This window comes from Aeromicrobium sp. A1-2, from assembly GCF_003443875.1.
Lineage (GTDB): Bacteria > Actinomycetota > Actinomycetes > Propionibacteriales > Nocardioidaceae > Aeromicrobium.
In genome coordinates, this window is the sequence record NZ_CP027482.1 from 1,321,881 (window position 1) to 1,341,376 (window position 19,496).

20 protein-coding genes are annotated in these 19,496 nt (G+C 68.9%); 8 read left to right on the forward strand and 12 right to left on the reverse strand.

All coding sequences use genetic code 11. The features are described from left to right. Positions 1-8 precede the first annotated feature (8 nt). Positions 9-245, forward strand: a complete 237-nt coding sequence (gene secG, locus C6I20_RS06400; RefSeq protein ID WP_118395200.1) for a preprotein translocase subunit SecG — start codon at positions 9-11, stop codon at positions 243-245. Further along, positions 245-598, forward strand: coding sequence for an RNA polymerase-binding protein RbpA (locus tag C6I20_RS06405; protein ID WP_118395201.1), 354 nt, complete (start codon positions 245-247; stop codon positions 596-598). The genes secG and C6I20_RS06405 overlap by 1 nt, the downstream gene beginning before the upstream one ends. A 30-nt stretch (positions 599-628) precedes the next feature. Here C6I20_RS06405 and pgl read toward each other — a convergent pair whose 3' ends face one another. The 6 genes from pgl to tkt are packed head-to-tail and all read right to left on the reverse strand — an operon-like array spanning position 629 to position 8,618. After that, positions 629-1,330 (reverse strand): 6-phosphogluconolactonase, encoded by a 702-nt coding sequence (gene pgl / locus C6I20_RS06410; protein WP_118395202.1) that lies wholly within the window; start codon positions 1,328-1,330, stop codon positions 629-631. Next, positions 1,327-2,229 (reverse strand): glucose-6-phosphate dehydrogenase assembly protein OpcA, encoded by a 903-nt coding sequence (locus C6I20_RS06415; protein WP_118395203.1) that lies wholly within the window; start codon positions 2,227-2,229, stop codon positions 1,327-1,329. Before C6I20_RS06415 ends, pgl begins: the two co-directional genes overlap by 4 nt. Next, positions 2,229-3,752 (reverse strand): glucose-6-phosphate dehydrogenase, encoded by a 1,524-nt coding sequence (zwf, locus tag C6I20_RS06420; protein ID WP_118395204.1) that lies wholly within the window; start codon positions 3,750-3,752, stop codon positions 2,229-2,231. The genes C6I20_RS06415 and zwf overlap by 1 nt, the downstream gene beginning before the upstream one ends. Continuing rightward, entirely contained in the window at positions 3,749-5,335 is a 1,587-nt protein-coding gene (locus C6I20_RS06425) for a glucose-6-phosphate isomerase (RefSeq protein WP_118395205.1), read from the reverse strand. Before C6I20_RS06425 ends, zwf begins: the two co-directional genes overlap by 4 nt. Positions 5,336-5,338: 3 nt before the next feature. Continuing rightward, positions 5,339-6,427 (reverse strand): transaldolase, encoded by a 1,089-nt coding sequence (gene tal / locus C6I20_RS06430; protein WP_118395206.1) that lies wholly within the window; start codon positions 6,425-6,427, stop codon positions 5,339-5,341. Between the two features lie 34 nt (positions 6,428-6,461). Then, the gene (tkt, locus tag C6I20_RS06435; protein WP_254052315.1) at positions 6,462-8,618 is read right to left on the reverse strand and encodes a transketolase; all 2,157 of its coding nucleotides are present in this window, start codon (positions 8,616-8,618) and stop codon (positions 6,462-6,464) included. A 108-nt stretch (positions 8,619-8,726) separates the two neighbouring features. On the opposite strand from tkt, the gene C6I20_RS06440 reads away from it, so the two are divergent. The 4 genes from C6I20_RS06440 to C6I20_RS06455 are packed head-to-tail and all read left to right on the forward strand — an operon-like array spanning position 8,727 to position 11,573. Next, positions 8,727-9,671: a heme o synthase gene (locus C6I20_RS06440; protein WP_118395208.1), complete on the forward strand. Its 945-nt coding sequence runs from the start codon at positions 8,727-8,729 to the stop codon at positions 9,669-9,671. Beyond that, positions 9,668-10,129 (forward strand): GNAT family N-acetyltransferase, encoded by a 462-nt coding sequence (locus tag C6I20_RS06445; RefSeq protein WP_216823001.1) that lies wholly within the window; start codon positions 9,668-9,670, stop codon positions 10,127-10,129. Before C6I20_RS06440 ends, C6I20_RS06445 begins: the two co-directional genes overlap by 4 nt. Positions 10,130-10,146: 17 nt before the next feature. Further along, positions 10,147-11,211, forward strand: a complete 1,065-nt coding sequence (locus C6I20_RS06450) for a hypothetical protein (RefSeq protein ID WP_118395209.1) — start codon at positions 10,147-10,149, stop codon at positions 11,209-11,211. Continuing rightward, positions 11,208-11,573 (forward strand): DUF1330 domain-containing protein, encoded by a 366-nt coding sequence (locus C6I20_RS06455; RefSeq protein WP_118395210.1) that lies wholly within the window; start codon positions 11,208-11,210, stop codon positions 11,571-11,573. The genes C6I20_RS06450 and C6I20_RS06455 overlap by 4 nt, the downstream gene beginning before the upstream one ends. On the opposite strand, the gene C6I20_RS06460 is transcribed toward C6I20_RS06455, so the two are convergent. From C6I20_RS06460 to C6I20_RS06475, 4 genes are read right to left on the reverse strand one after another with little or no spacing between them, the layout of a single operon-like run. Then, on the reverse strand, positions 11,570-12,259 hold the full coding sequence (locus tag C6I20_RS06460) for a hypothetical protein (protein WP_118395211.1): 690 nt from the start codon (positions 12,257-12,259) through the stop codon (positions 11,570-11,572). The two genes, C6I20_RS06455 and C6I20_RS06460, sit on opposite strands and share 4 nt — an antisense overlap. 49 nt (positions 12,260-12,308) lie before the next feature. Next, positions 12,309-13,229 (reverse strand): heme A synthase, encoded by a 921-nt coding sequence (locus C6I20_RS06465; protein ID WP_118395212.1) that lies wholly within the window; start codon positions 13,227-13,229, stop codon positions 12,309-12,311. Then, positions 13,226-14,005 carry an ABC transporter permease gene (locus C6I20_RS06470; protein WP_118395213.1) on the reverse strand — a complete coding sequence of 260 codons (780 nt, stop codon included), beginning with the start codon at positions 14,003-14,005 and terminating at the stop codon, positions 13,226-13,228. Before C6I20_RS06470 ends, C6I20_RS06465 begins: the two co-directional genes overlap by 4 nt. Continuing rightward, a complete protein-coding gene (locus C6I20_RS06475; protein WP_254052269.1) occupies positions 14,002-14,922 on the reverse strand; it encodes an ABC transporter ATP-binding protein in 921 nt (306 codons plus the stop codon). The genes C6I20_RS06470 and C6I20_RS06475 overlap by 4 nt, the downstream gene beginning before the upstream one ends. A gap of 37 nt (positions 14,923-14,959) precedes the next feature. Here C6I20_RS06475 and C6I20_RS06480 point away from each other — a divergent pair, with 37 nt between their 5' ends. Then, positions 14,960-16,045, forward strand: coding sequence for an ATP-dependent DNA ligase (locus tag C6I20_RS06480; protein WP_118395214.1), 1,086 nt, complete (start codon positions 14,960-14,962; stop codon positions 16,043-16,045). A 10-nt stretch (positions 16,046-16,055) separates the two neighbouring features. Here C6I20_RS06480 and C6I20_RS06485 read toward each other — a convergent pair whose 3' ends face one another. Together C6I20_RS06485 and C6I20_RS06490 are read right to left on the reverse strand one after the other, a co-directional pair. After that, a complete protein-coding gene (locus C6I20_RS06485) occupies positions 16,056-16,835 on the reverse strand; it encodes a GTP pyrophosphokinase family protein (RefSeq protein WP_254052270.1) in 780 nt (259 codons plus the stop codon). A gap of 147 nt (positions 16,836-16,982) precedes the next feature. Further along, the gene (locus tag C6I20_RS06490; RefSeq protein ID WP_118395216.1) at positions 16,983-18,026 is read right to left on the reverse strand and encodes a DNA polymerase domain-containing protein; all 1,044 of its coding nucleotides are present in this window, start codon (positions 18,024-18,026) and stop codon (positions 16,983-16,985) included. 65 nt (positions 18,027-18,091) lie between these two features. Here C6I20_RS06490 and C6I20_RS06495 point away from each other — a divergent pair, with 65 nt between their 5' ends. Next, the gene (locus C6I20_RS06495) at positions 18,092-19,414 is read left to right on the forward strand and encodes a DUF2786 domain-containing protein (protein ID WP_118395217.1); all 1,323 of its coding nucleotides are present in this window, start codon (positions 18,092-18,094) and stop codon (positions 19,412-19,414) included. The last annotated feature ends 82 nt before the right edge of the window (positions 19,415-19,496 follow it).

Sequence of the window (19,496 nt, forward strand, 5' to 3'; positions counted from 1 at the left end):
GGCCCAACGTGATCTTGACGTTCTCGCTACTTTTGACGATCAGCAGCCTGCTGATGATCGTCCTCGTCCTCATGCACAAGGGGCGCGGGGGCGGCCTCTCCGACATGTTCGGTGGCGGGGTCTCCAGCTCGCTCGGCGGCTCCTCGGTCGCCGAGCGCAACCTCGACCGGATCACGGTCGGAATCGCCGTCGTCTGGGTCGTGTGCATCTTTGCGCTCGGTCTGCTCCTGAAGGTGAGCAACTAGTGGCAGCAGGTGCCATCCGGGGCAGCCGTATCGGCTCGGGCCCCATGGGCGAGGCAGAGCGTGGTCAGGCCGCGCCTCGGCAGTTCGTGACGTTCTTCTGCATCAACAACCACACGACCGAGCTGCAGTTCGCTATCGAGGCGGAGGTGCCGGAGGCGTGGGACTGCCCGCGTTGCGGCATGCCAGCCAGCGTCGACGCTGACAACCGGCCGACGGCCAAGAAGATCGCGCCGTACAAGACCCATCTCGCCTACGTCAAGGAGCGCCGCTCCGAGACCGAGGCCACCGAGATCCTCAAAGAGGCCATCGACATGCTGCGCACCAAGCGAAAGTCCGGCGAAGTCATCTTCTGACGCTGGTGCGAACCGGCATCAGGTGTCGCGTCAGCGGGTGAGGTGCGAAGCGGCGGCCTCGTCGAGCAGCCAGGTCGTCTCGGTCAGCCCGTGGGCGCCACTCGCCGGGGTGTCCTCGAGCGTTCCGTCACCCAGCGCCCGGGCCACTGCCTCGGCCTTGCCCTCGCCGGCGACGATCAACCAGATCGCCTCGCTGTGGTTGATCGCGGGGAAGGTCAGCGAGATGCGGACCGGCGGCGGCTTGGGGGAGTCGAATACCTGGACTGCGCGCCGCTGCGACTCGTGCAGCTGCGCGAAGCCCGGGAACAACGAGGCGATGTGCCCATCGGGCCCGACACCCAGCAGCACGAGGTCGAACGGCTCGGCCGGCAGCGCCGCGGCGTAGTGGTCAGCGGCCTCGGCCGTGCTCACGTCGCACCCGTGCGCCGGCATGGCGTGCACGCTCTCCGCGGGCACTCCCAGGCGATCGAGGAAGGCCTCACGGGCCTGCCGGTCGTTACGATCGGCGTGACCCGCGGGGACGTAGCGTTCGTCGCCCCAGTAGAAGTCGACCTGGGTCCAGTCGACGAGCTCACTCTCGACCAGCCGGTATGCGTCGATCGCGATGGTCCCGCCGGTCAGCACGATCCGTGGGCGGCGCCCCTGGGCCTGGATCAGCGCGATGCGTCCGCTCAGTCGCTCCGCGATCGTCGCAGCCAGGGACGGAGCGTCGGGGTAGACCTCGATGTTCACGACTCGCCCAGCATGTGCGCGATAGTGGCGGCATAGACGTCGTCTGCGTCAAGCCGCCGCAAGTCCTCGGCGAGCAGCTCGGCCAGCGTTCGAGGGCCGAGCGGGACCTCACGGGGCGATGAGCCGGGCACGCTGAAGTGACAGGAGTGGGCCGTGATCCGCTCGATCAGCACGTCGCCCTCGGGCGTGTGGAGCGCGACGGAATGGATCTGCGGCGTGTCGCTGTGCTTCGTGGTGATGGAGACCTTGAGCCGGCTCTCGAGCCATGCCACCAGCAGAGTCGCGGCCGGGTTGCCCTTGCCCGCCACGACGGTGCCGCTGGTGACCTTGCCGTCGGACTGGTCGAGCGCGGCGGCCAGCAGGGCGCGCCACGGCGTGAGTCGTGTCCACGACAGGTCTGTGTCGCCGGGCTCGTAGTGCCGAGCGACGGCCTTGAGGGCCCGGATGGGTGAGTCCGTAGCCTCGGCATCGGTCAGTCGCCTGCGGGCCAGCCGGCCGATCGCGTCTTCGGACGGACTCGCGGGCGCCTTGCCCGGCCACCACACGACGACGGGGGAGTCGGGCAGCAGGAGTGGGAGCACGACGGACTCGGCGTGCTTGGTCAGCTCGCCGGAGATCCGCAGCAGGATCGACTCGCCGGAGGAGTTGACCCCGACCCGGACCTTGGCGTTGAGCCGCGCCGCCCCGCGGCCGTCGCCGAGGATCACACCGATGACCCGTGACGGATGCTCGCGCGACAGTATGGTCGCGGTCTTGAGCGCCTCCGCGACGTTGTCGTCGTCGGTCACGACCAGCAGCGTCAGCACCATGTCCATCGCCGGGCTGCCTGCGGCCATCCGGGCCTTGACCATCGCGCGGGCGATGCTCGACGAGTTGGTCTTCTCGAGTGCGATCTCCATTACGGGCGTCTCCAGGCTCTGCCGTCACGGGCGAGCATCTTGTCGGCCGTCTCCGGACCCCAGGTGCCGGACGGGTAGGTGTCGATGGTCTTCTGCCGGTCCCAGTGCTCGATGACGGGATCGAGGATCTTCCACGCCAGCTCGACCTCCTCGTGCTGCGGGAACAGCGGAGGATCGCCGAGCAGGACGTCCAGGATCAACCGCTCGTACGCCTCGGGGCTGCTCTCGACGAACGCACCGCCGTACGCGAAGTCCATGTTGACGTCGCGGATCTCCATCGTCGTGCCAGGCACCTTGGCGCCGAATCGCAGCGTCACACCCTCATCGGGCTGAATCCGCATGACGAGTGCGTTCTGGCCGAGCTCCTCGATGTCGTTCTTGCTGAACGGCTGGTGGGGGGCGCGCTTGAACACGACGGCGACCTCGGTGACGCGTCGGCCGAGGCGCTTGCCAGCCCGAAGGTAGAACGGGGTGCCGGCCCACCGCCGGGTGAGCACATCGATCCGCATCGCGGCGTACGTCTCGGTCATCGAGGACTGCGGGATGCCGTCTTCCTCCTTGTAGCCCAGCACGTGCTCGCCGCCGGCCCAGCCGCCGACGTACTGGGCGCGGGCCGTGTGGAGGTCCATGCGGGCCGGGGGACGGGCATTGGCCAGGATCTTCTGCTTCTCGATGCGCAGCGAGGAGGCGTTGAATGACACCGGCTCCTCCATGGCGATCAGCGCCATGAGCTGCAGCAAGTGGTTCTGGACGACGTCGCGGGCCGCACCGATGCCGTCGTAGTAGCCGGCCCGCGATCCGATGCCGATGTCCTCGGCCATCGTGATCTGCACGTGGTCGACGTAGTGGTTGTTCCAGATCGGCTCGAACATCCCGTTGGCGAAGCGGAACGCCAAGATGTTCTGGACGGTCTCCTTGCCGAGGTAGTGGTCGATGCGGAACACCGACTGCCGCGGGAACACCTCGGCCACGATCCGGTTGAGCTCCTCGGCGGACTTCAGGTCGTGGCCGAAGGGCTTCTCGATGACGACGCGGCGCCAGCCCTCGGACGACTCGGCCAGGCCGTGCTTCTTGATCTGCGAGACCACGACGGGGAACAGCCCCGGTGGAATCGACAGGTAGAACGCGTGGTTGCCACCTGTGCCCTGCTGCTCGTCGAGCTCGGCCATGGTCTGTCCGAGCCGCTCCCAGGCTGCGTCGTCGTCGAACTCGCCCGGTACGAACCGGATGCCTGCGGCCAGCTGCTTCCAGACCGTCTCACTCCACGACGTACGTGCGCCGTCCTTGGCCGCCTGCTTGATCATGCTGGCGAACTCGGTCGTGCCGAAGTCGTGCCGCGCGAAGCCGACCAGCGCGAAGCCGGGCGGCAGCAGGCCACGATTGGCCAGGTCGTAGATCGCAGGGACGAGCTTCTTCTTGGCCAGGTCGCCGGTCACACCGAACAGGATCAGGCTGCACGGCCCGGCGATGCGGGGGAGTCGGCGGTCCTTCGGATCTCTCAGCGGGTTGTCGGTCAGGCTCATCGGCCGGTCCCCAGAACCGCGCGCAGGGTCTCCAGACCACGCGGGACGTCACACAGGTGCAGACGCAGCACGGGACGGCCGTGCTCCCTCAGCACGGCGGCGTCGCCGGCGGCCTGGGAGTCGATGAACGATCCGAAGGTGAAGTCGCGACCCGGAACGACAAGGTCCTCGGCGGGGTCGCCGGTGATCTGCAGGAAGACACCATTGGGCGTGCCGCCCTTGTGGTACTGCCCGGTCGAGTGAAGGAATCGGGGCGCCCATCCGAACGTCACAGGGCGTCCGACGCGCTCGGCGAGCGTTTCACGGACGGCGGCGAAGTCTGCGTGTGCAACCCGGTCCAGGTAGACCTGCACCGCGAGGTAGCCGTGCTGGAGGTCGATCTGATCGAGGAGGGATCGCACGGCACCGTCGACCGTGGTTCCTTCGCCGAAGATGTCGATGCCGTCATCGGTCGCGTCCGCTGCCGGCGGCTCACCGCCACCGGAAAGCAGCTCGCGGGCCGCAGCCTTCGCGCTCTCGACATCGGGCTGGTCGAACGGGTTGATCCCGATGATGCGACCGGCGACCACGACGGCGACCTCCCACAGCAGCATCTGGGCGCCGAGATCGGACTCGATTGCCGCGGCGTAGCCTGACTGGGCCTCGGGCGCGCTGTCGCCGCCGACCGAGACCAGGATCGAGTCGGCCGTGCTGGGGTTGAAGTTGACCGCGTTCTCGAATGGCACGACGACCGGCAGGACACCCCGGCCGTGCTTGCCGGTCGACTCCGCGACGAGCTGCTCGATCCAGTCGCCGACGCCGTGCCGGGTCTGGTCGACGATCACGAGCTTGTCGACCTGGTGCCGATTGGCTGCGCCCATCAGGACGCCGAGCCGCAGGGCCGGGTTGTCGGGATCGTCGGCGAAGAGCGCCGCCGAGGCGGCTTCCGCAGAGTCCAGCAGAGCGCCGATGTCAGCACCCGCGAGGCCACTGGGCACCAGGCCGAAGGCCGTCAGCGCCGAGTAGCGGCCGCCGACGTGGGCATCGGCTCGGAAGACCCGGTAACCGGCTCCAGCCGCTTCCTCGTCCAGCGGTGAGCCCGGGTCCGTGACCACGACGATGCGGCCGGCGGGATCGATCCCGGCGTCCCTGAACGCCTGCTCGTACGCCCGACGCTGGCTGTCGGTCTCGACTGTGCCTCCGGACTTGCTGGAGACCACGACGACCGTGCGGTCGAGCTGGTCGGTGATCGCCGAGCGGACCATGTCGGGCTGCGAGGAGTCCAGGACGGTCAGTGGGACGCCGGCGTGGTCGCAGATGACCTCAGGAGCAAGCGACGAACCGCCCATGCCGCACAGGACGACGTGATCGAGGCCCTGCGCCGCGAGCTGCTCCCGCAGCTCGGCGATCTCGGCCACGAGGGGCCGTGAAGCGGTGGCGAGCTGTGTCCAGCTGAGTCGTACGCTCGCCTCGGGCTCCGCCGCAGGACCCCACAGCGTGGGGTCCTGCGCGGCGATCCGCGAGGCGACGCGGTCCTGGATCGCGTCCTGGAGCAGCGAGTCGAACTCGTTCTGGTCCGGGATGTTGAGCGCCAGCGCGATCACGGGTCAGGCCTTGTCGAGCTCGGCGTTGACGGTCTGGAGCAGCTCGTCCCACGACTTCTCGAACTTCTCCAGGCCCTCGACCTCGAGCTGCGCGACGACCTCGTCGTAGGAGATGCCCTGCGCTTCGAGGTCCGCAATGATCTGGCGCGCCGCGTCATACGTGCCGCTGACCGCGTCGCCGGTGACCTCACCGTGATCGGCGAACGCCTCGAGGGTCTTCTCCGGCATGGTGTTGACGGTGTCGGAGACAACGAGCTCGCTGACGTACATCGTGTCGGGGTAGGCCGGGTCCTTGATTCCGGTCGAGGCCCACAGCGGGCGCTGCGTGTTGGCACCCTTGGCCGCGAGGGCCTTGAAGCGCTCGGACCCGAAAATCTCTTCGTACGCCTCGTAGGCCAGGCGCGCGTTGGCGATGGCCGCCTTGCCGCGCAGCGGACTGTCGGCGTCGAGGCGGCCGTCGATCTCGGAGTCGACCCGGCTCACGAAGAACGAGGCGACGGAGTAGATCGACGACAGGTCGTGGCCGTTCGCTGCGGCCTGCTCGAGGCCGTAGAGGTACGCGTCCATGACGCCGCGGTAGCGATCCAGCGAGAAGATCAGCGTGACGTTGACGCTGATGCCGTCGGCAATCGTGGCGGCGATGGCCGGCAAGCCCTCGACGGTCGCGGGGATCTTGATCAGCAGGTTGGGCCGGTCGACCCGTTCCCACAGCCGCTTGGCCAGCGCCAGAGTCGCGTCGGTGTCCTTCGCAAGATCGGGATCGACCTCGATCGACACGCGTCCATCGACTCCGCCGGTGGCGTCGTAGACCGGTCGGAGGATGTCACAGCCCAGCTGCACGTCGGTCGTCGTGAGCTCGAAGACCGTGGTCGCCAGATCGGCGCCGGATGCCTTGAGGGTCTTGACCTGGTCGGAGTAGCGCTCGCCCTGGGCGATCGCCGAGGCGAAGATCGTGGGGTTCGTGGTGACCCCGACGACGCCCGAGTCCGCGACCAGCGCGGCGAGGTTGCCGGTCTCGATGCGCTCGCGCGACAGGTCGTCGAGCCAGATCGATACGCCTGCGTCGGCGAGGGCCTGCAGTCGGTCATTCATGGGTGTCTCCTCAGGAGGTTGGGTCGTGATGCGGTCAGTGGGTCTTCGGCGCGTCGGCGTTGTCGCCGGGGCCGACGGGCCCGGCAGGCCGGGCGTGGAACGGTGCGAGAGGCTCGCCCGCAGCGGCAGCGATCGAGTCCTTCGCGGCCGCGACGACGGCCTCAGCGGTGATCCCGAACTTGTCGTACAGCGTCATGTAGTCCGCCGAGGCGCCGTAGTGCTCCAGGCTCACGATGCGACCGGCGTCGCCCACGACATCGCGCCAACCGAGGGCGATGGCCGCTTCGACCGCGACGCGGGCCCGGAGTGCGGGCGGGATGACGCTGTCGCGGTAGGCGACGTCCTGCTGCTCGAACCACTCGCGACACGGCATCGACACGACCCGGGCGGAGATGCCTTCGGCCGCGAGCTGTTCACGCGCGGTGACCGCGAGCTGGACCTCGGATCCGGTGCTGACCAGGATCACGTCGGGATCACCGTCGGTGTCCAGCAGGATGTAGGCACCCTTGGCCGTGAGGTCCGCCGAGGCGTAGCCGTCGGTGTCACGAGGGAACGTCGGCAGGTTCTGCCGGCTCAGCGCGAGGGCGGAGGGCCGGTCGGTCAGACCGAGGACCGTCTTCCACGCCACGATCGTCTCGTTGGCGTCGGCGGGACGGATTACGTCGAGTCCGGGGATCGCCCGCAGGGCCGCGAGGTGCTCGACCGGCTGGTGCGTGGGTCCGTCCTCGCCCAGGCCGATGGAGTCGTGCGTCCACACGTACGTGACCGGCAGCTCCTGAAGAGCGGCGAGCCGCACGGCGGGGCGCATGTAGTCGCTGAACACCAGAAACGTTCCGCCGTACGGGCGGGTGAGTCCGTGCTGGACCATGCCGTTCATGATGGCGCCCATCGCGTGCTCGCGGATGCCGAAGTGCAGCACCCGGCCGTACCAAGTGCCGGTGAACTTCTCGGTCGAGTGCCCCGGCGGGAGGAACGAAGGCTCACCCTTGGGGGTTGTGTTGTTCGACCCCGCGAGGTCGGCCGAGCCGCCCCACAGCTCGGGCAGGTGCGGGGCCGCGGCCGACAGGAACGCACCCGACGCGACGCGTGTGGCAACACCCTTGGCATCGGCCTCGTACGTCGGCAGGTCGGCGTCCCAGCCAGCCGGGAGCTCACGCTTGGTCAGCCGCGCGAACAGCGCAGCGCCGTCCGGCGAGGCGGTGGCCCACGCGTCGAAGGCCTTCTGCCACGCAGCATGCGCCTCGGCGCCACGCTCACGCGCCCGGTGGGTGTGCTCGATGACGTCGTCGTCGACGATGAACGTCTTGTCGGGGTCGAAGCCGAGCAGCTCCTTGGTGGCGCGGATCTCGTCCTCGCCGAGCGCCGAGCCGTGCGAGCCGCCGGTGCCCTGGGCCGTCGGTGCCGGCCACGCGATGATGGTGCGAAGCTTGATGAAGCTCGGCTTGTCGGTGACCGCGGCAGCGGCCTGGTATGCCGCCCACAGGGCCGGGACGTCCTCGGCGTAGCCCGTGCCGCCATCGGTCCAGTCGACGGTCTGGACGTGCCAGCCGTATGCCTCGTAGCGGGCCGCGACGTCTTCGGAGAATGCGACGTCGGTGTCGTCCTCGATCGAGATCCGGTTGTCGTCCCACAGGACCGTCAGGTTGCCGAGCTCCTGGTGGCCCGCGAGGGACGAGGCCTCGCCCGATACGCCCTCCTGCAGATCGCCGTCGGAGCAGATGACGAAGACGCGGTGGTCGAACGGGCTCTCGCCGGCTGCGGTGGCGGGGTCGAGCAGGCCGCGCTCACGCCGAGCTGCCATCGCCATGCCGACGGCATTGGCGACGCCCTGGCCCAGCGGGCCGGTGGTGACCTCGACACCGGGTGTGTGGTTGTACTCAGGGTGCCCAGGCGTCTGGCTGCCCCAGGTGCGGAGACTCTTCAGGTCGTCGAGCGTCATGGGGTAGCCCGCGAGGTACAGCTGGATGTACTGAGTCAGGCTCGAGTGGCCGCACGAGAGCACGAAGCGGTCGCGGCCGGACCAGTGCGGATCAGCCGGATCGTGGCGCAGCAGGTGCTGGTAGTGCAGATAGGCCACGGGAGCCAGGCTCATCGCGGTGCCGGGGTGTCCGTTGCCGACCTTCTGGACGGCGTCGGCGGCCAACAGGCGGACCGTGTCCACGGCCTTCTTGTCAAGGTCTGTCCACACCAGGGCGGGGGATTCTGACGTCACAGTCGTGACTCCTGATCATCGTTCGTGGGTCGGGTTCCGGCGCCTTCGCAGGCCGCCACGTCGAGCCTACCCGCGTCCCTTAGACTGATGCATGTGACCGCCGTGGATGTGAAGACCTCCAGCACTGCTGACGTACCCACTTCGCCCAGCTTGACCGATGTCGTGAAGTCGTATGTCGCGCTGACCAAGCCGCGCATCATCGAGCTGCTGCTGCTCACCACCGTCCCGATCATGTTCCTGGCGGAGCAGGGCGTGCCCTCGGGCTGGCTCGTCGTCGCCACGGTGGTCGGCGGCACGCTGTCTGCTGGCAGCGCGAACGCGCTGAACTGTGTCGTCGACGCCGACATCGACCAGCTCATGCGGCGCACCGCGCGGCGCCCACTGCCGCGACACCAGGTCGGCAGCCGCGGAGCCCTGATCTTCGGACTCGTGCTCGGCGTCGTCTCGACGGTGTGGCTGTGGGCGCTGGTCAACCCGCTGTCGTCGATGCTGGCGCTGGCGGCCAACGTCTTCTACGTCGTCGGCTACACCATGATCCTCAAGCGCCGCACGTCGCAGAACATCGTGTGGGGTGGAGCGGCCGGCTGCTTCCCGGCTCTGATCGGCTGGACCGCCGTGACCAACGAGCTGGCCTGGGCGCCGGTCGTGATGTTCATGGTCGTGTTCTTCTGGACACCGCCGCACTTCTGGGCCCTCGCGATGCGCTACCGCGAGGACTACTCCGCGGCGAGCGTCCCGATGCTCCCGTCGGTCGCGACCTCGGCCGAGGTCGCCAAGCAGATCGTCATCTACTCCTGGGTCATGTTCGGCACCTCGCTGCTGCTGTGGCCCATCACGCCGACCGGCTGGTTCTACCCGGCCGTCGCGATCACATTGGGCATCGTGTTCCTCATCGAGGCGTACGACCTGAAGTCGCGGGCGCTGGACACCGAGGACCTCGCGGTCATCAAGCCCATGCGGCTGTTCCACTTCTCGAACGCCTATCTCGCCCTGCTGTTCGTCGCTGCGGCGGTCGATCCCTTCCTCCGGTGATCCGGGCCCCGTCGGTGCGCCGGGTCGGCTCCGACGACTGGGCTGACTGGAGGCTCCTGCGGCAGCGATCGCTGAGCGAGGACCCCGACGCCTTCTCGAGCTCCACCACGATGTGGACCGGGGACCTCGACACCGAGCAGCGGTGGCGTGACCTGCTCGAGCACGGTTCATGCTTCATCGCGTACGTCGACGGGGCTCCGGTCGGCATGGTGGCGGGCCGGCTCATCGGCACGGCGGCCGAGCTGATCTCGATGTGGATCGCGCCGGAGGCCAGGCGCCGTCACCTCGGTGCGGCGCTGATCGAGACGGTCGTCGCCTGGAGCGACGGACGGGCGCTGAGCCTGCGGGTCATGGCCGGCAACGTGCCGGCGATCGAGGCGTATCAGCGGCACGGCTTCGTGCTGCAGGATGGCTGCGTCGACGAGGAGGGCTGCCAGCGGATGCTCCGCCCCGCCTGAGTGCGTACGCTGGCCAGGTGACCGCCGCGGCCTACCGACTCGTCGCGGCAGTGCCCCGTCAACGGCTCGCCGATCGATTCTTCCGCCGATTCAAACGCGTCGGTCTGGGTGGGGTGCTGGCCGATCTCAACCGGACCGGCTCGCTGGCCGACGTTCCCGGCGAAGCGCCGGTCACCGGCATGGCCTGGCGCGCCGACGACCAGAGCACGAAGCGATGGTTCCCGCAGGGCATCACGACGTCCGCCGACGCGTACGGCGCCGAGCCCAGTGGGGGCATGTTCGAGGGCCGCAACGTCGTGATGGTCAGCTGGTACGGCCACGGCTGGTGGGGCTGGCTCACCCTGGGCGCCCGGATCTCGGTGATCGACTGGACCGACGAGGCACCGAAATATCGACACGTCCTGCTGGCCGACCCGCAGCGCGTCGGCTGGATCCACCGACTACGCCCCGTGCGCGTCCATGCCGGTGGGATCGTCTGGTACGGCGAGCACCTGTTCGTGGCGGGCAGCTCGCAGGGCATCCGGGTGTTCCGCCTCGACGACATCGTCCGGGTCCGCAACCGGCTCCGCACCAAGGGCTATCGCTACGTCCTGCCGCAGCACACGGTCTACCACGCCGAGCAGGACGAGGGCTCGGGTCGTATGACGTACTCGTTTATGTCGCTCGACCGGGCGGGGGAGGACCACCTCGTCGCCGGGGAGTACGGGCGCAAGGACGGCAGCCACCGGCTGATCCGATACCCCATCGACCGGGACACCCAGCTGCTCCGCACCGACGACCGGGGCTGGTCGGTCCCCACCGACCTGCACGACCGGCAGATCGCCCGCATGCAGGGTGCCGTCATCGCAGACGGCACGTGGTTCGTGACGTCCAGCAACGGCGAGGACGTACCGGGGGACCTCTGGGCTGGTCAACCGGGCCAATACACTCGGCACCGCCACGTGTTGCCGACCGGCCCAGAGGACATCACCTACCTGCCCCAGCGCCGACAGCTGTGGTCGCTCACCGAGTGGCCCGGGCGTCGATGGGTCTACGCCATGGACGCCGACCGCTGGCTCACCGACCGAAAGGACCAGACATGAGCATCAATCCCACCGGGGCCGACCTCAAGCGATACCTCCAGGAGGATCCCGGCGGGCCCGTCGTGATGCTCAACCTGGTGAAGTTCGTCGAGGGCGGGCAGCTGTCGTACAAGGAGTACGGCGAGAAGTTCGTCCCGTTCCTGGAGAAGGTCGGGGGTCATGTCATCTATCTGGGCGACACCTCGACGACCCTCGTTGCTCCGGACTCCCACGACTGGGACGCCGTGCTGCTGGTGAGCTATCCGAATCGGGCTGCGTTCAGCCAGATGGTCGCCGATCCGGAGTACCAGAAGATCACTCACCTGCGGACCGAGGCGCTGTCCGAGGCCGTGCTGCAGGCCACGACGCCCACCGGCTCCTAGACGATTCGCCAGCCGGCGACGTCGATCAGGAAGTGGGCCAGCACGAGGGCCCCGAGGTAGAACGTCGAGACGGCCAGTGCCGCGGCGATGCGGGTCGGCACACCACTCGTGCGCGTCGCGATGAAGGCCGTCGCGGCGGCCCAGCCGAGCGCGGCCTCGGCCGGCAGGACGTAGATCGCGACGCCCAGCAGCCGGTGGGTGTCACCGGCCGGCTCCCAGAGTCCGACGTACGGGGCGAGGATCTCGCTGCCGAGGAAGATGACCGCCGCCAGACCAGCGGCGCGAGCGGGCCGGTTGCCGCTCAGGGCCACTGCTGCGAACAGCGGAGCGATCCACATGCCTGCCATCGCCAGCGGGATGACGTCATCGACCCGCAGCCCGCCGGTGTCAGGGAAGCGCAGGGTCCCGACCAGGTCGGCGAGCACCCAGTCCGGCAGCACCTGGAAGACCGAGACCGCGGCGAGGAAGCCCGCCAGCGCGACCAGGTCGGGCCGACCGGCCCGGTGGCAGGCCCAGGGGAGGGCGACGGCGTACGCAAGGACGGTCGCCAGCACCGCCCAGCCCTTGGCCGGCGGGTCGAGCGACAGCGCTGCCACACCCGCGACGAGCAGTCCGACGTGGACGCCCACGACGGGTACGAGCACTGCGGGCACTCGGGCGGACGGGGTCACGGTGTCGACAGGCATCCGGACAACCTAGGGGCGGAGCGGGTCCGAGGCAACGACCTGATCCGTGTCAGCGGCTGCGGGATGCGTCTGAACTGTGCGATGTCGACGGAGTATCCCGGCGCGAGGGGTCCGACACGATGACGACCAGCAGCCAGGTGCCCGCCGCTACCAGCACCGAGGCGCCGACGAGGTGGACCGCAACGAGCGCGATCGGCAGGTCGGTGAAGTACTGGACGAAGCCGATCGTGCCCTGGGCCAGCTCGGCGACCAGCAGCACGACGGCCGCCGCCGCGGCAGGCGTGCCGCGCAGCCGCAGGCAGCACGCGATGGTCAGGGCCACCAATACGTAGACCGAGACGGCGTGTACATGGCTCATGACGTGCGGATCGAGCCCGTTGCGGGGTGCCGAGACATCGCCGGCGTGCGGGCCGCTCCCGGTCACGACAGTGCCGAGGTAGACCACGGCCCACAGGACGACGTACGTCGCGATCACGAGCTGCCTGGTCAGGGCGGGCCAGCTGGCGTGCGCGAATCCGCGTACACGCAGGACCAGCAGCACCGACGCCGAGACCAGCAGCATCGACAGGATCAGGTGCAGCGACACGATCCACGGGTTGAGGTCGGTCAGCACCGTGATACCTCCGATGACGCCCTGGAAAGGCACGCCGAGGGCGATCAGGAGCGCAAGGCGGCGCAGCTCGCGCGTCGTGCCGGACCAGCGCCAGACCGCGACGAGCGTTGCGATGACGACGGCGATCAGGACGTACGTCAGCATCCGGTTGCCGAACTCGATGACTCCGTGCACGCCCAGGGCGCGGTGCGGCACGAACGAGTCGTCGGTGCAGCGCGGCCAGGTCGGGCAGCCGAGGCCCGAGCCGGTCAGGCGGACGAGTCCGCCGGTCAGCACGATCACGGTGTTGGCCACGACAGCCGCCCAGGCCCACCGCTCGACGGCGGTGCGGCTGGGGGTCCGCAGGCTGGTCATCATTCCCACTTGAACGTCCTAGAGACTCCGAGGCCGCAGACCGCGGCCCATATGATCAGCACGACGATCGGCAGTACGCCGGGACCGTCACCGGCAAAGGTGTCCCGCAACCCCTGGCCCAGGGCACCCGAGGGCAGCAGCTCGAGAACGTTGCTGGCAGCCGCGGGATAGCGGCTCAGCGGTACGAGCAGGCCTCCGCCGACGAGCAGCAGGACGTAGACGAGGTTGGCGACCGCCAGGGTCGCCTCGGCCCGGAGCGTGCCGGCGATCAGCAGCCCGAGTGACCCGAAGGCGGCTGTGCCGAGCACTGCGAGCAGGGCCATCTGGCCGAAAGCGGTGACGCCGCCCTGCGGGTCCCAGCCCAGCCAGAGGCCCACGACCGACAGGAGCGTCAGCTGCGCGATCTCGACGATCGCGATCGCGCCAATCTTGCCGAGCATCAGGCCCCACCGTGGCAAGGGTGAGGCGCCGAGACGCTTGATGACGCCGTAGCGACGTTCGAAGCCGGTCGCGATCGCGAGCGAGGTGAACGACGTCGACAGGACCGCGAGCGCCAGGATGCCCGGCGTGATGATGTCGATCGACCGGCCGGGGCCCAGGTCCACGACTTTGTTGGAGTGGGTGCCGAGGACCAGCAGGAGCAGGGGGATCACGAGGGTCAGCAGGAGCTGCTCACCATTGCGGGTCAGCAGTCGCAGCTCCATCGAGATCTGCGAGCGAAGCATGGCCGTCGGGGGCGCTGCGCCGGGCCTGGGGGACAGGTCGAGGGGCGCGGTCATCGCAGGGCCCTTCCGGTCAGCTCGAGGAAGCGGTCCTCGAGGGTCTGCCGCTCGACCAGGACCGACTCGGTCAGGACGCCCTGGGCGGCGCACCAGGTCGACAGGGTCGCGAGCAGGGCGGGATCGACGTGGCCCGCGATGACGTAGGCGCCGGGGCTGACCTCGTCGACCTTGGCGTCTTGCGGGAGGGCCAGCATCAGGCTCTCCAGGTCTAGCCCCGCGCGAGCCGCGAAGCGGACGGTGTTCTTGGCGCCGGTCGCGGCGAGCGCCTGCGGCGTACCGGATGCTATGACGCGCCCCGCGTCGACGATGTGGACCTGGTCCGAGAGCGTCTCGGCCTCGTCCATGAAGTGAGTCGTGAGGACCGTCGTGACGCCGCTGTCGCGCAGCTCGGAGATCAGGTCCCACGTGCCGCGGCGGGCCTGCGGGTCGAGCCCGGCAGTCGGCTCGTCGAGGAACAGCAGCTCAGGACGTCCGACGACTGCCATGGCGAGGCTCAGACGCTGCTGCTGACCGCCGGACAGCCGTCGATAGGGCGTGGAGCCGTAGTTCTGCATGCCCAGGCGTTCGACCAGCGCGTCGATGTCCAGCGGGTGCGCGTGCAGCGAGGCGATGTGCCGCAGCATCTCGTACGCCCGGGCGCCGGACCACGCGCCACCGGACTGCAGCATGACGCCGACCCGCGGCTTGAGGAGTGTGCCGTCGGCGACGGGGTCGAGACCCAGCACACGGACCGATCCGCCCTGGGGGGAGCGGAAGCCCTCACAGGTCTCGATCGTGGTGGTCTTGCCGGCGCCGTTGGGGCCGAGGATCGCGGTGACAGTGCCGGGCTCGACCGTCAGGCTGAGCCCGTCCACGGCGGTGACTGAGCCATATCGCATGACGAGATCGACGACCTCGACGGCGGGCTGATTCACCAGATCAGTGTAGGTGGCGACGTTTAAGGTGTTCACCATGGATCTGCCCGTCATGCCCCCGCTGCGACCCATGCTGGCGAAGTCGGTCAAGGGCGTGCCCGCCGCCGACTCCGTCGAAGGGGGGCTCTCCTACGAACCGAAATGGGACGGCTTCCGCTGCATCGTGTTCCGAGACGGCGACGAGATCGAGCTCGCGAGCCGGTCGGCCAAGTCGCTGACGCGCTACTTCCCCGAGATCGTCGAGGCCATCCGCGCCGAGACGCCGCCGCGGTGCGTGCTGGACGGCGAGATCTTCCTGGCGATCGACGGGCGGCTCGACTTCGACGCGCTCTCCCAGCGCATTCACCCGGCAGCGTCCCGTGTCACGATGCTGTCGGTCGAGACGCCGGCCTCGTTCGTCGCGTTCGACCTGCTGGCCCTGGGCGACGAGTCCTACGTCGATGCACCGTTCTCCCAGCGACGTGCGGCGTTGGAGCGGGCCCTGGCGTCGGCCGCCGACCCGATACACGTCACCCGCACGACGACCGATGCGAGCCTCGCGGAGGAGTGGTTCGGGATCTTCGAGGGCGCCGGGCTCGACGGCGTCGTCGCCAAGCCGCTCGCCCGGGCCTACGTGCCCAACGGCCGGACGATGCTCAAGATCAAGCACTCGCGCACCGCGGACGTCGTCGTGGCCGGCTACCGGCTGCACAAGACCTCGACCGACGAGCGGCCGCTGCTCGGCTCCCTGCTCCTGGGGCTCTACGCCGACGACGGCCAGCTGCAGCATGTCGGCGTCGCGGCATCCTTCACCGAGGCGCGCCGGGCCGAGCTCATCGCCGAGCTTGCCCCGCTTGTCGTCGAGGCTTCCGACCACCCGTGGGGCCGGTGGCAGGAGGCCCAGGCGCAGGCCGGCTCCCGGCTGCCGGGTGGCCAGAGCCGCTGGACCGGCACCAAGGACCTGTCGTTCGTCACGCTGGCGCCGACCAGGGTCGCCGAGGTCGGCTACGAGCACATGGAGGGCGACAGATTCCGGCACACCGCCCAGTTCAAGCGCTGGCGCGATGACCGCGAGCCCGAGTCGTGCACGTACGAGCAGCTCGAGGAGGTCGCCAAGTACGACCTGGGGCAGGTGCTGACCTGACCCGTGTGGGTCAGAGGTTGAGGTGGCGGAGGCGTTCGACGAAGTCCGCGTCGGGTATCGCGCTGGTGTGGTTGGTCAGCTCGTCCTTCAGTGCATCGGGGAGCTCGCCGGCGGTCTTGACCTCGGTGTGCAGGCGTTCCATCGTGGCGTCGAGCTCGCCCGCGGTCTCGGCGGCTTGCTTGAGCCCGTCGAGGAGCGACTGGGGCACGTCCTCGCGATACTTGTAGTGGATTTTGTGCTCGAGGCTCGCCCAGAAGTCCATCGCGATAGTGCGCATCTGCACCTCGACGAGGACGGGCACCTCGCCGTCGCTGAGGAACACCGGCACCTCGATCAGGGCGTGCAGGCTGCGATAGCCATTGGGCTTGGGAGCGGCGATGTAGTCGCGCACCTCGACGACCCGTACGTCGGACTGGCCGGCCAGCAGGTCAAAGATCGTGTAGACGTCCGACACGAAGCTGCACGTGACGCGCACGCCGGCGATATCTGTGATCCGCTCACCGATCGAGGCGAACGTCGGCTCGCACTGCTTGCGGGACATCTTCTCGACGATCGACTCGGGATTCTTCAGCCGGGACGACACGTGCTCGATCGGGTTGCTGTCGTGCAGGTGGGCGAACTCATCACGCAGGATCGACAGCTTGGTGACGATCTCCTCCATGCCGAACTTGTAACGCATCATGAAACGGGTGAAGTCGTGACGCAGCTGCTGGGCGTCCTCCGGGGGGTCGTCGCCCACCGGACGCTCGAGAAGTCGTCCGAGATCCATCCGTGTCGGCGTCGGGTCCACGGAACCACTGTAGGCAGACGTCACCGATCCGCTCCTCGACCCTGTCCGCTGGAGCGGTGACTCAGTGGCTTGTCGAGCGACCGAGCGGTGGGCTGTTCGGCTTTCCGACGCCGGAAGGCCGAGTTACGCACCGCCACCTCCGGCGGGCTAGGACTTCTTGGCCTTGCTGGGCTGTACGCGTTTTGGCTCGCCCGGCATCTTGGGGTACTCGGGCGGATACGGCATCTCGGTGGGATCGGCCCGCCACAGGTCCAGCAGCGGCCCGAGTGAGTGGTGCACGTTGTCGATCTCGGCCCACGGGTCTCCGTGATCGGCGAGGCGCCGCGGCACGGTGTGCAGCGTGAACACCCGCGGGTCGTCGAGCCCCGCGAGCTCGTCCCACGTCACGGGTGTGGAGACCGTGGCGCCGGGGGAGGGGCGCAGGCTGTAGGCCGCGGCGATCGTGCGATCGCGGCAGTTCTGGTTGAAGTCGACAAAGATGTTGTCGCCGCGCTCCTCCTTCCACCACTTGGTGGTGACGCCTTCGGTACGTCGCTCGAGCTCGCGGGCGAAGGCGATCGCCGCGTGCCGGACGTCGGTGAAGGTCCAGCGCGGCTCGATCCGGGCGTACACATGGATGCCGCGCTTGCCGCTGGTCTTGGCGAACGCCCGTATGCCGAGCTCGGCGAACAGCTCGCGAGCCACGTCAGCGATCCGTACCGCATCGCCGAACGTCGCCGAGCCGAATGGATCCAGATCGATGCGCAGCTCGTCAGGGCGGTCGTTGTCGGCGCGACGGGTCGGCCACGGATGGAACGTGATGGCGCCCATGTGCGCGGCCCACGCAGCGACGGCGATCTCGGTCATGCAGATCTCGTCGGCGACCCGGCCCGAGGGGAACAGGATGCGCGTGCTTTCGACGTACGGGGGTGCGCCGCGCATCATCCGCTTCTGGTAGAACGCATCGCCGTGGCTGTCGGCGCGGGTCGCCATGACCATGCCTTCGCGCACGCCCTTGGGCCAACGCTCCAGGGCGACCGGCCGCTCGCGCAGCGCGCGCATCAGGCCGTCCTCGACCGCGACGTAGTACTCCGCGACCATGATCTTGCTGACCTCGGCGGAGAAGTCCGTTGCTTCGTAGATGACCCTCGTCGGGCTGGAGACCCGCACCGAACGCCCGCCGGCCTCGATCTCGACCGCATCACTCGCCATGACGCCACTCTAGGACTGCGGACGGCGCTCGACGCGATGTCGGCACCGGTTGCAAGGATGGCGGCATGGGACAGAACAGTCGGGAGCGGCGCGAGGCCAGGAGGCGATCGCATCCCCGCACGGCACATGTCGAGCCGCGCCCGAGCGCGGGAGCAGCCCGGGCCGAGATCAGTCGGGACGAGATCCTCGCGCTGATCGACCAGGCGTTGCGATATGCCGTGGCCGCTCCTCGTTCGGCCGGGCTGCGCATCGACCTGCTCAACGAGATCGGGGCGGCTGCGCCAAGACGCGAGCAAGACCCGGCGGGGCACGTCGTCGACGAGGTGCTCGCGAGGATCGGCGGCGCCTGGGAAAACGGCTGGCAGCCGCAGGACCTGGTACACGTCGCGCGGCGACGCGCGTCGGTGGCGGTCTCGACGTGGATTCGCCGCGCGGTCATCGTAGAGGCCGGTCGTGCGGGCGCGCCCGCACGAGCGCCCGAGGCATGGTCCGACCAGATCGCTGCGCTGACGAAACGGCGCGATCGGGTCGACGGTCCGGACGCGCTCCTGTCGCCTGGTGGCCGTGCCACGGTCCCCGACTGGACGATCGCGCTCATCGCCCTCGACCTGTTGCGCGGCCTGCCCCGCTCCCAGGTGCTGGTGCCGCCACCGTCCCTGTGGGGGCAGGCGCAACCGCCGAGGTCCACGACGCCGCGGCCCGGCGGCCCGGCCAGCAAGACGCTCACCAAGATCCGAGCGCTGCTGGCCAAGGCCGAGTCGACCGAGTTCACCGCCGAGGCGGAGGCGTTCACGGCGAAGGCGCAGGACCTCATGACCCGCCACGCGATCGACGAGGCCCTGCTCGCGGACGGGGCGGGCGGGTCGGTCGAGGTCCGGGGCGTCAGGGTGCTGATCCACCATCCCTACGCGCTGGAGAAGGCCGGTCTGCTCAATGTCATCGCCAAAGCCAACCGGACCCGCGCGGTGTGGTTCGAGTTCGGCTCCTCGGTGACCCTGGTCGGTGTGCCGACGGACGTCGAGCAGGTCGAGATGCTCTTCACCTCGATGTTGGTGCAGGCGACCAAGGCGCTGACCAGGGCAGGGGATGGCCCCGGCAGCCGCGGATCGGATCGTTCGTCGGCATTCCGTCGGGCCTTCCTCAGCGCCTACGCTGCCCGGATCGGTGAGCGACTCACGGCCTCGACCGAAGAGGCAGCCGCGACGTACGGCACCGACCTGGTCCCGGTCTTCCAGCGTCAGGGCGAGGCGGTCGAGGGAGAGTTCGAGCGACTCTTCCCACACGTCGCCGAGGGATCCCGCCGCGTCCAGCTGGATCTCCGGGGCTGGGAGGCCGGCACCGCCGCAGCCGAAGAGGCAATCCTTCCTGCGGGAATGGTCGAGTCCTGACGACTAAGGATGACCTTCGTTGTATGCCTTTGGCGATTAAAGGCACACTTGTCTTGTGAAATACGCCGGGTCGCCTGATGCG

Excerpts from the sequence above, each read along its gene's own strand:
- C6I20_RS06495 (WP_118395217.1), top strand. The coding sequence starts at position 18,092 with ATGGGACAGAACAGTCGGGAGCGGCGCGAGGCCAGGAGGCGATCGCAT.
- C6I20_RS06415 (WP_118395203.1), bottom strand. The coding sequence starts at position 2,229 with ATGGAGATCGCACTCGAGAAGACCAACTCGTCGAGCATCGCCCGCGCG.
- tal (WP_118395206.1), bottom strand. The coding sequence starts at position 6,427 with ATGAATGACCGACTGCAGGCCCTCGCCGACGCAGGCGTATCGATCTGG.
- C6I20_RS06490 (WP_118395216.1), bottom strand. The coding sequence starts at position 18,026 with ATGGCGAGTGATGCGGTCGAGATCGAGGCCGGCGGGCGTTCGGTGCGG.
- C6I20_RS06440 (WP_118395208.1), top strand. The coding sequence starts at position 8,727 with ATGCATGTGACCGCCGTGGATGTGAAGACCTCCAGCACTGCTGACGTA.
- C6I20_RS06465 (WP_118395212.1), bottom strand. The coding sequence starts at position 13,229 with ATGATGACCAGCCTGCGGACCCCCAGCCGCACCGCCGTCGAGCGGTGG.
- C6I20_RS06470 (WP_118395213.1), bottom strand. The coding sequence starts at position 14,005 with ATGACCGCGCCCCTCGACCTGTCCCCCAGGCCCGGCGCAGCGCCCCCG.
- C6I20_RS06460 (WP_118395211.1), bottom strand. The coding sequence starts at position 12,259 with ATGCCTGTCGACACCGTGACCCCGTCCGCCCGAGTGCCCGCAGTGCTC.
- C6I20_RS06455 (WP_118395210.1), top strand. The coding sequence starts at position 11,208 with ATGAGCATCAATCCCACCGGGGCCGACCTCAAGCGATACCTCCAGGAG.
- C6I20_RS06480 (WP_118395214.1), top strand. The coding sequence starts at position 14,960 with ATGGATCTGCCCGTCATGCCCCCGCTGCGACCCATGCTGGCGAAGTCG.
- zwf (WP_118395204.1), bottom strand. The coding sequence starts at position 3,752 with ATGAGCCTGACCGACAACCCGCTGAGAGATCCGAAGGACCGCCGACTC.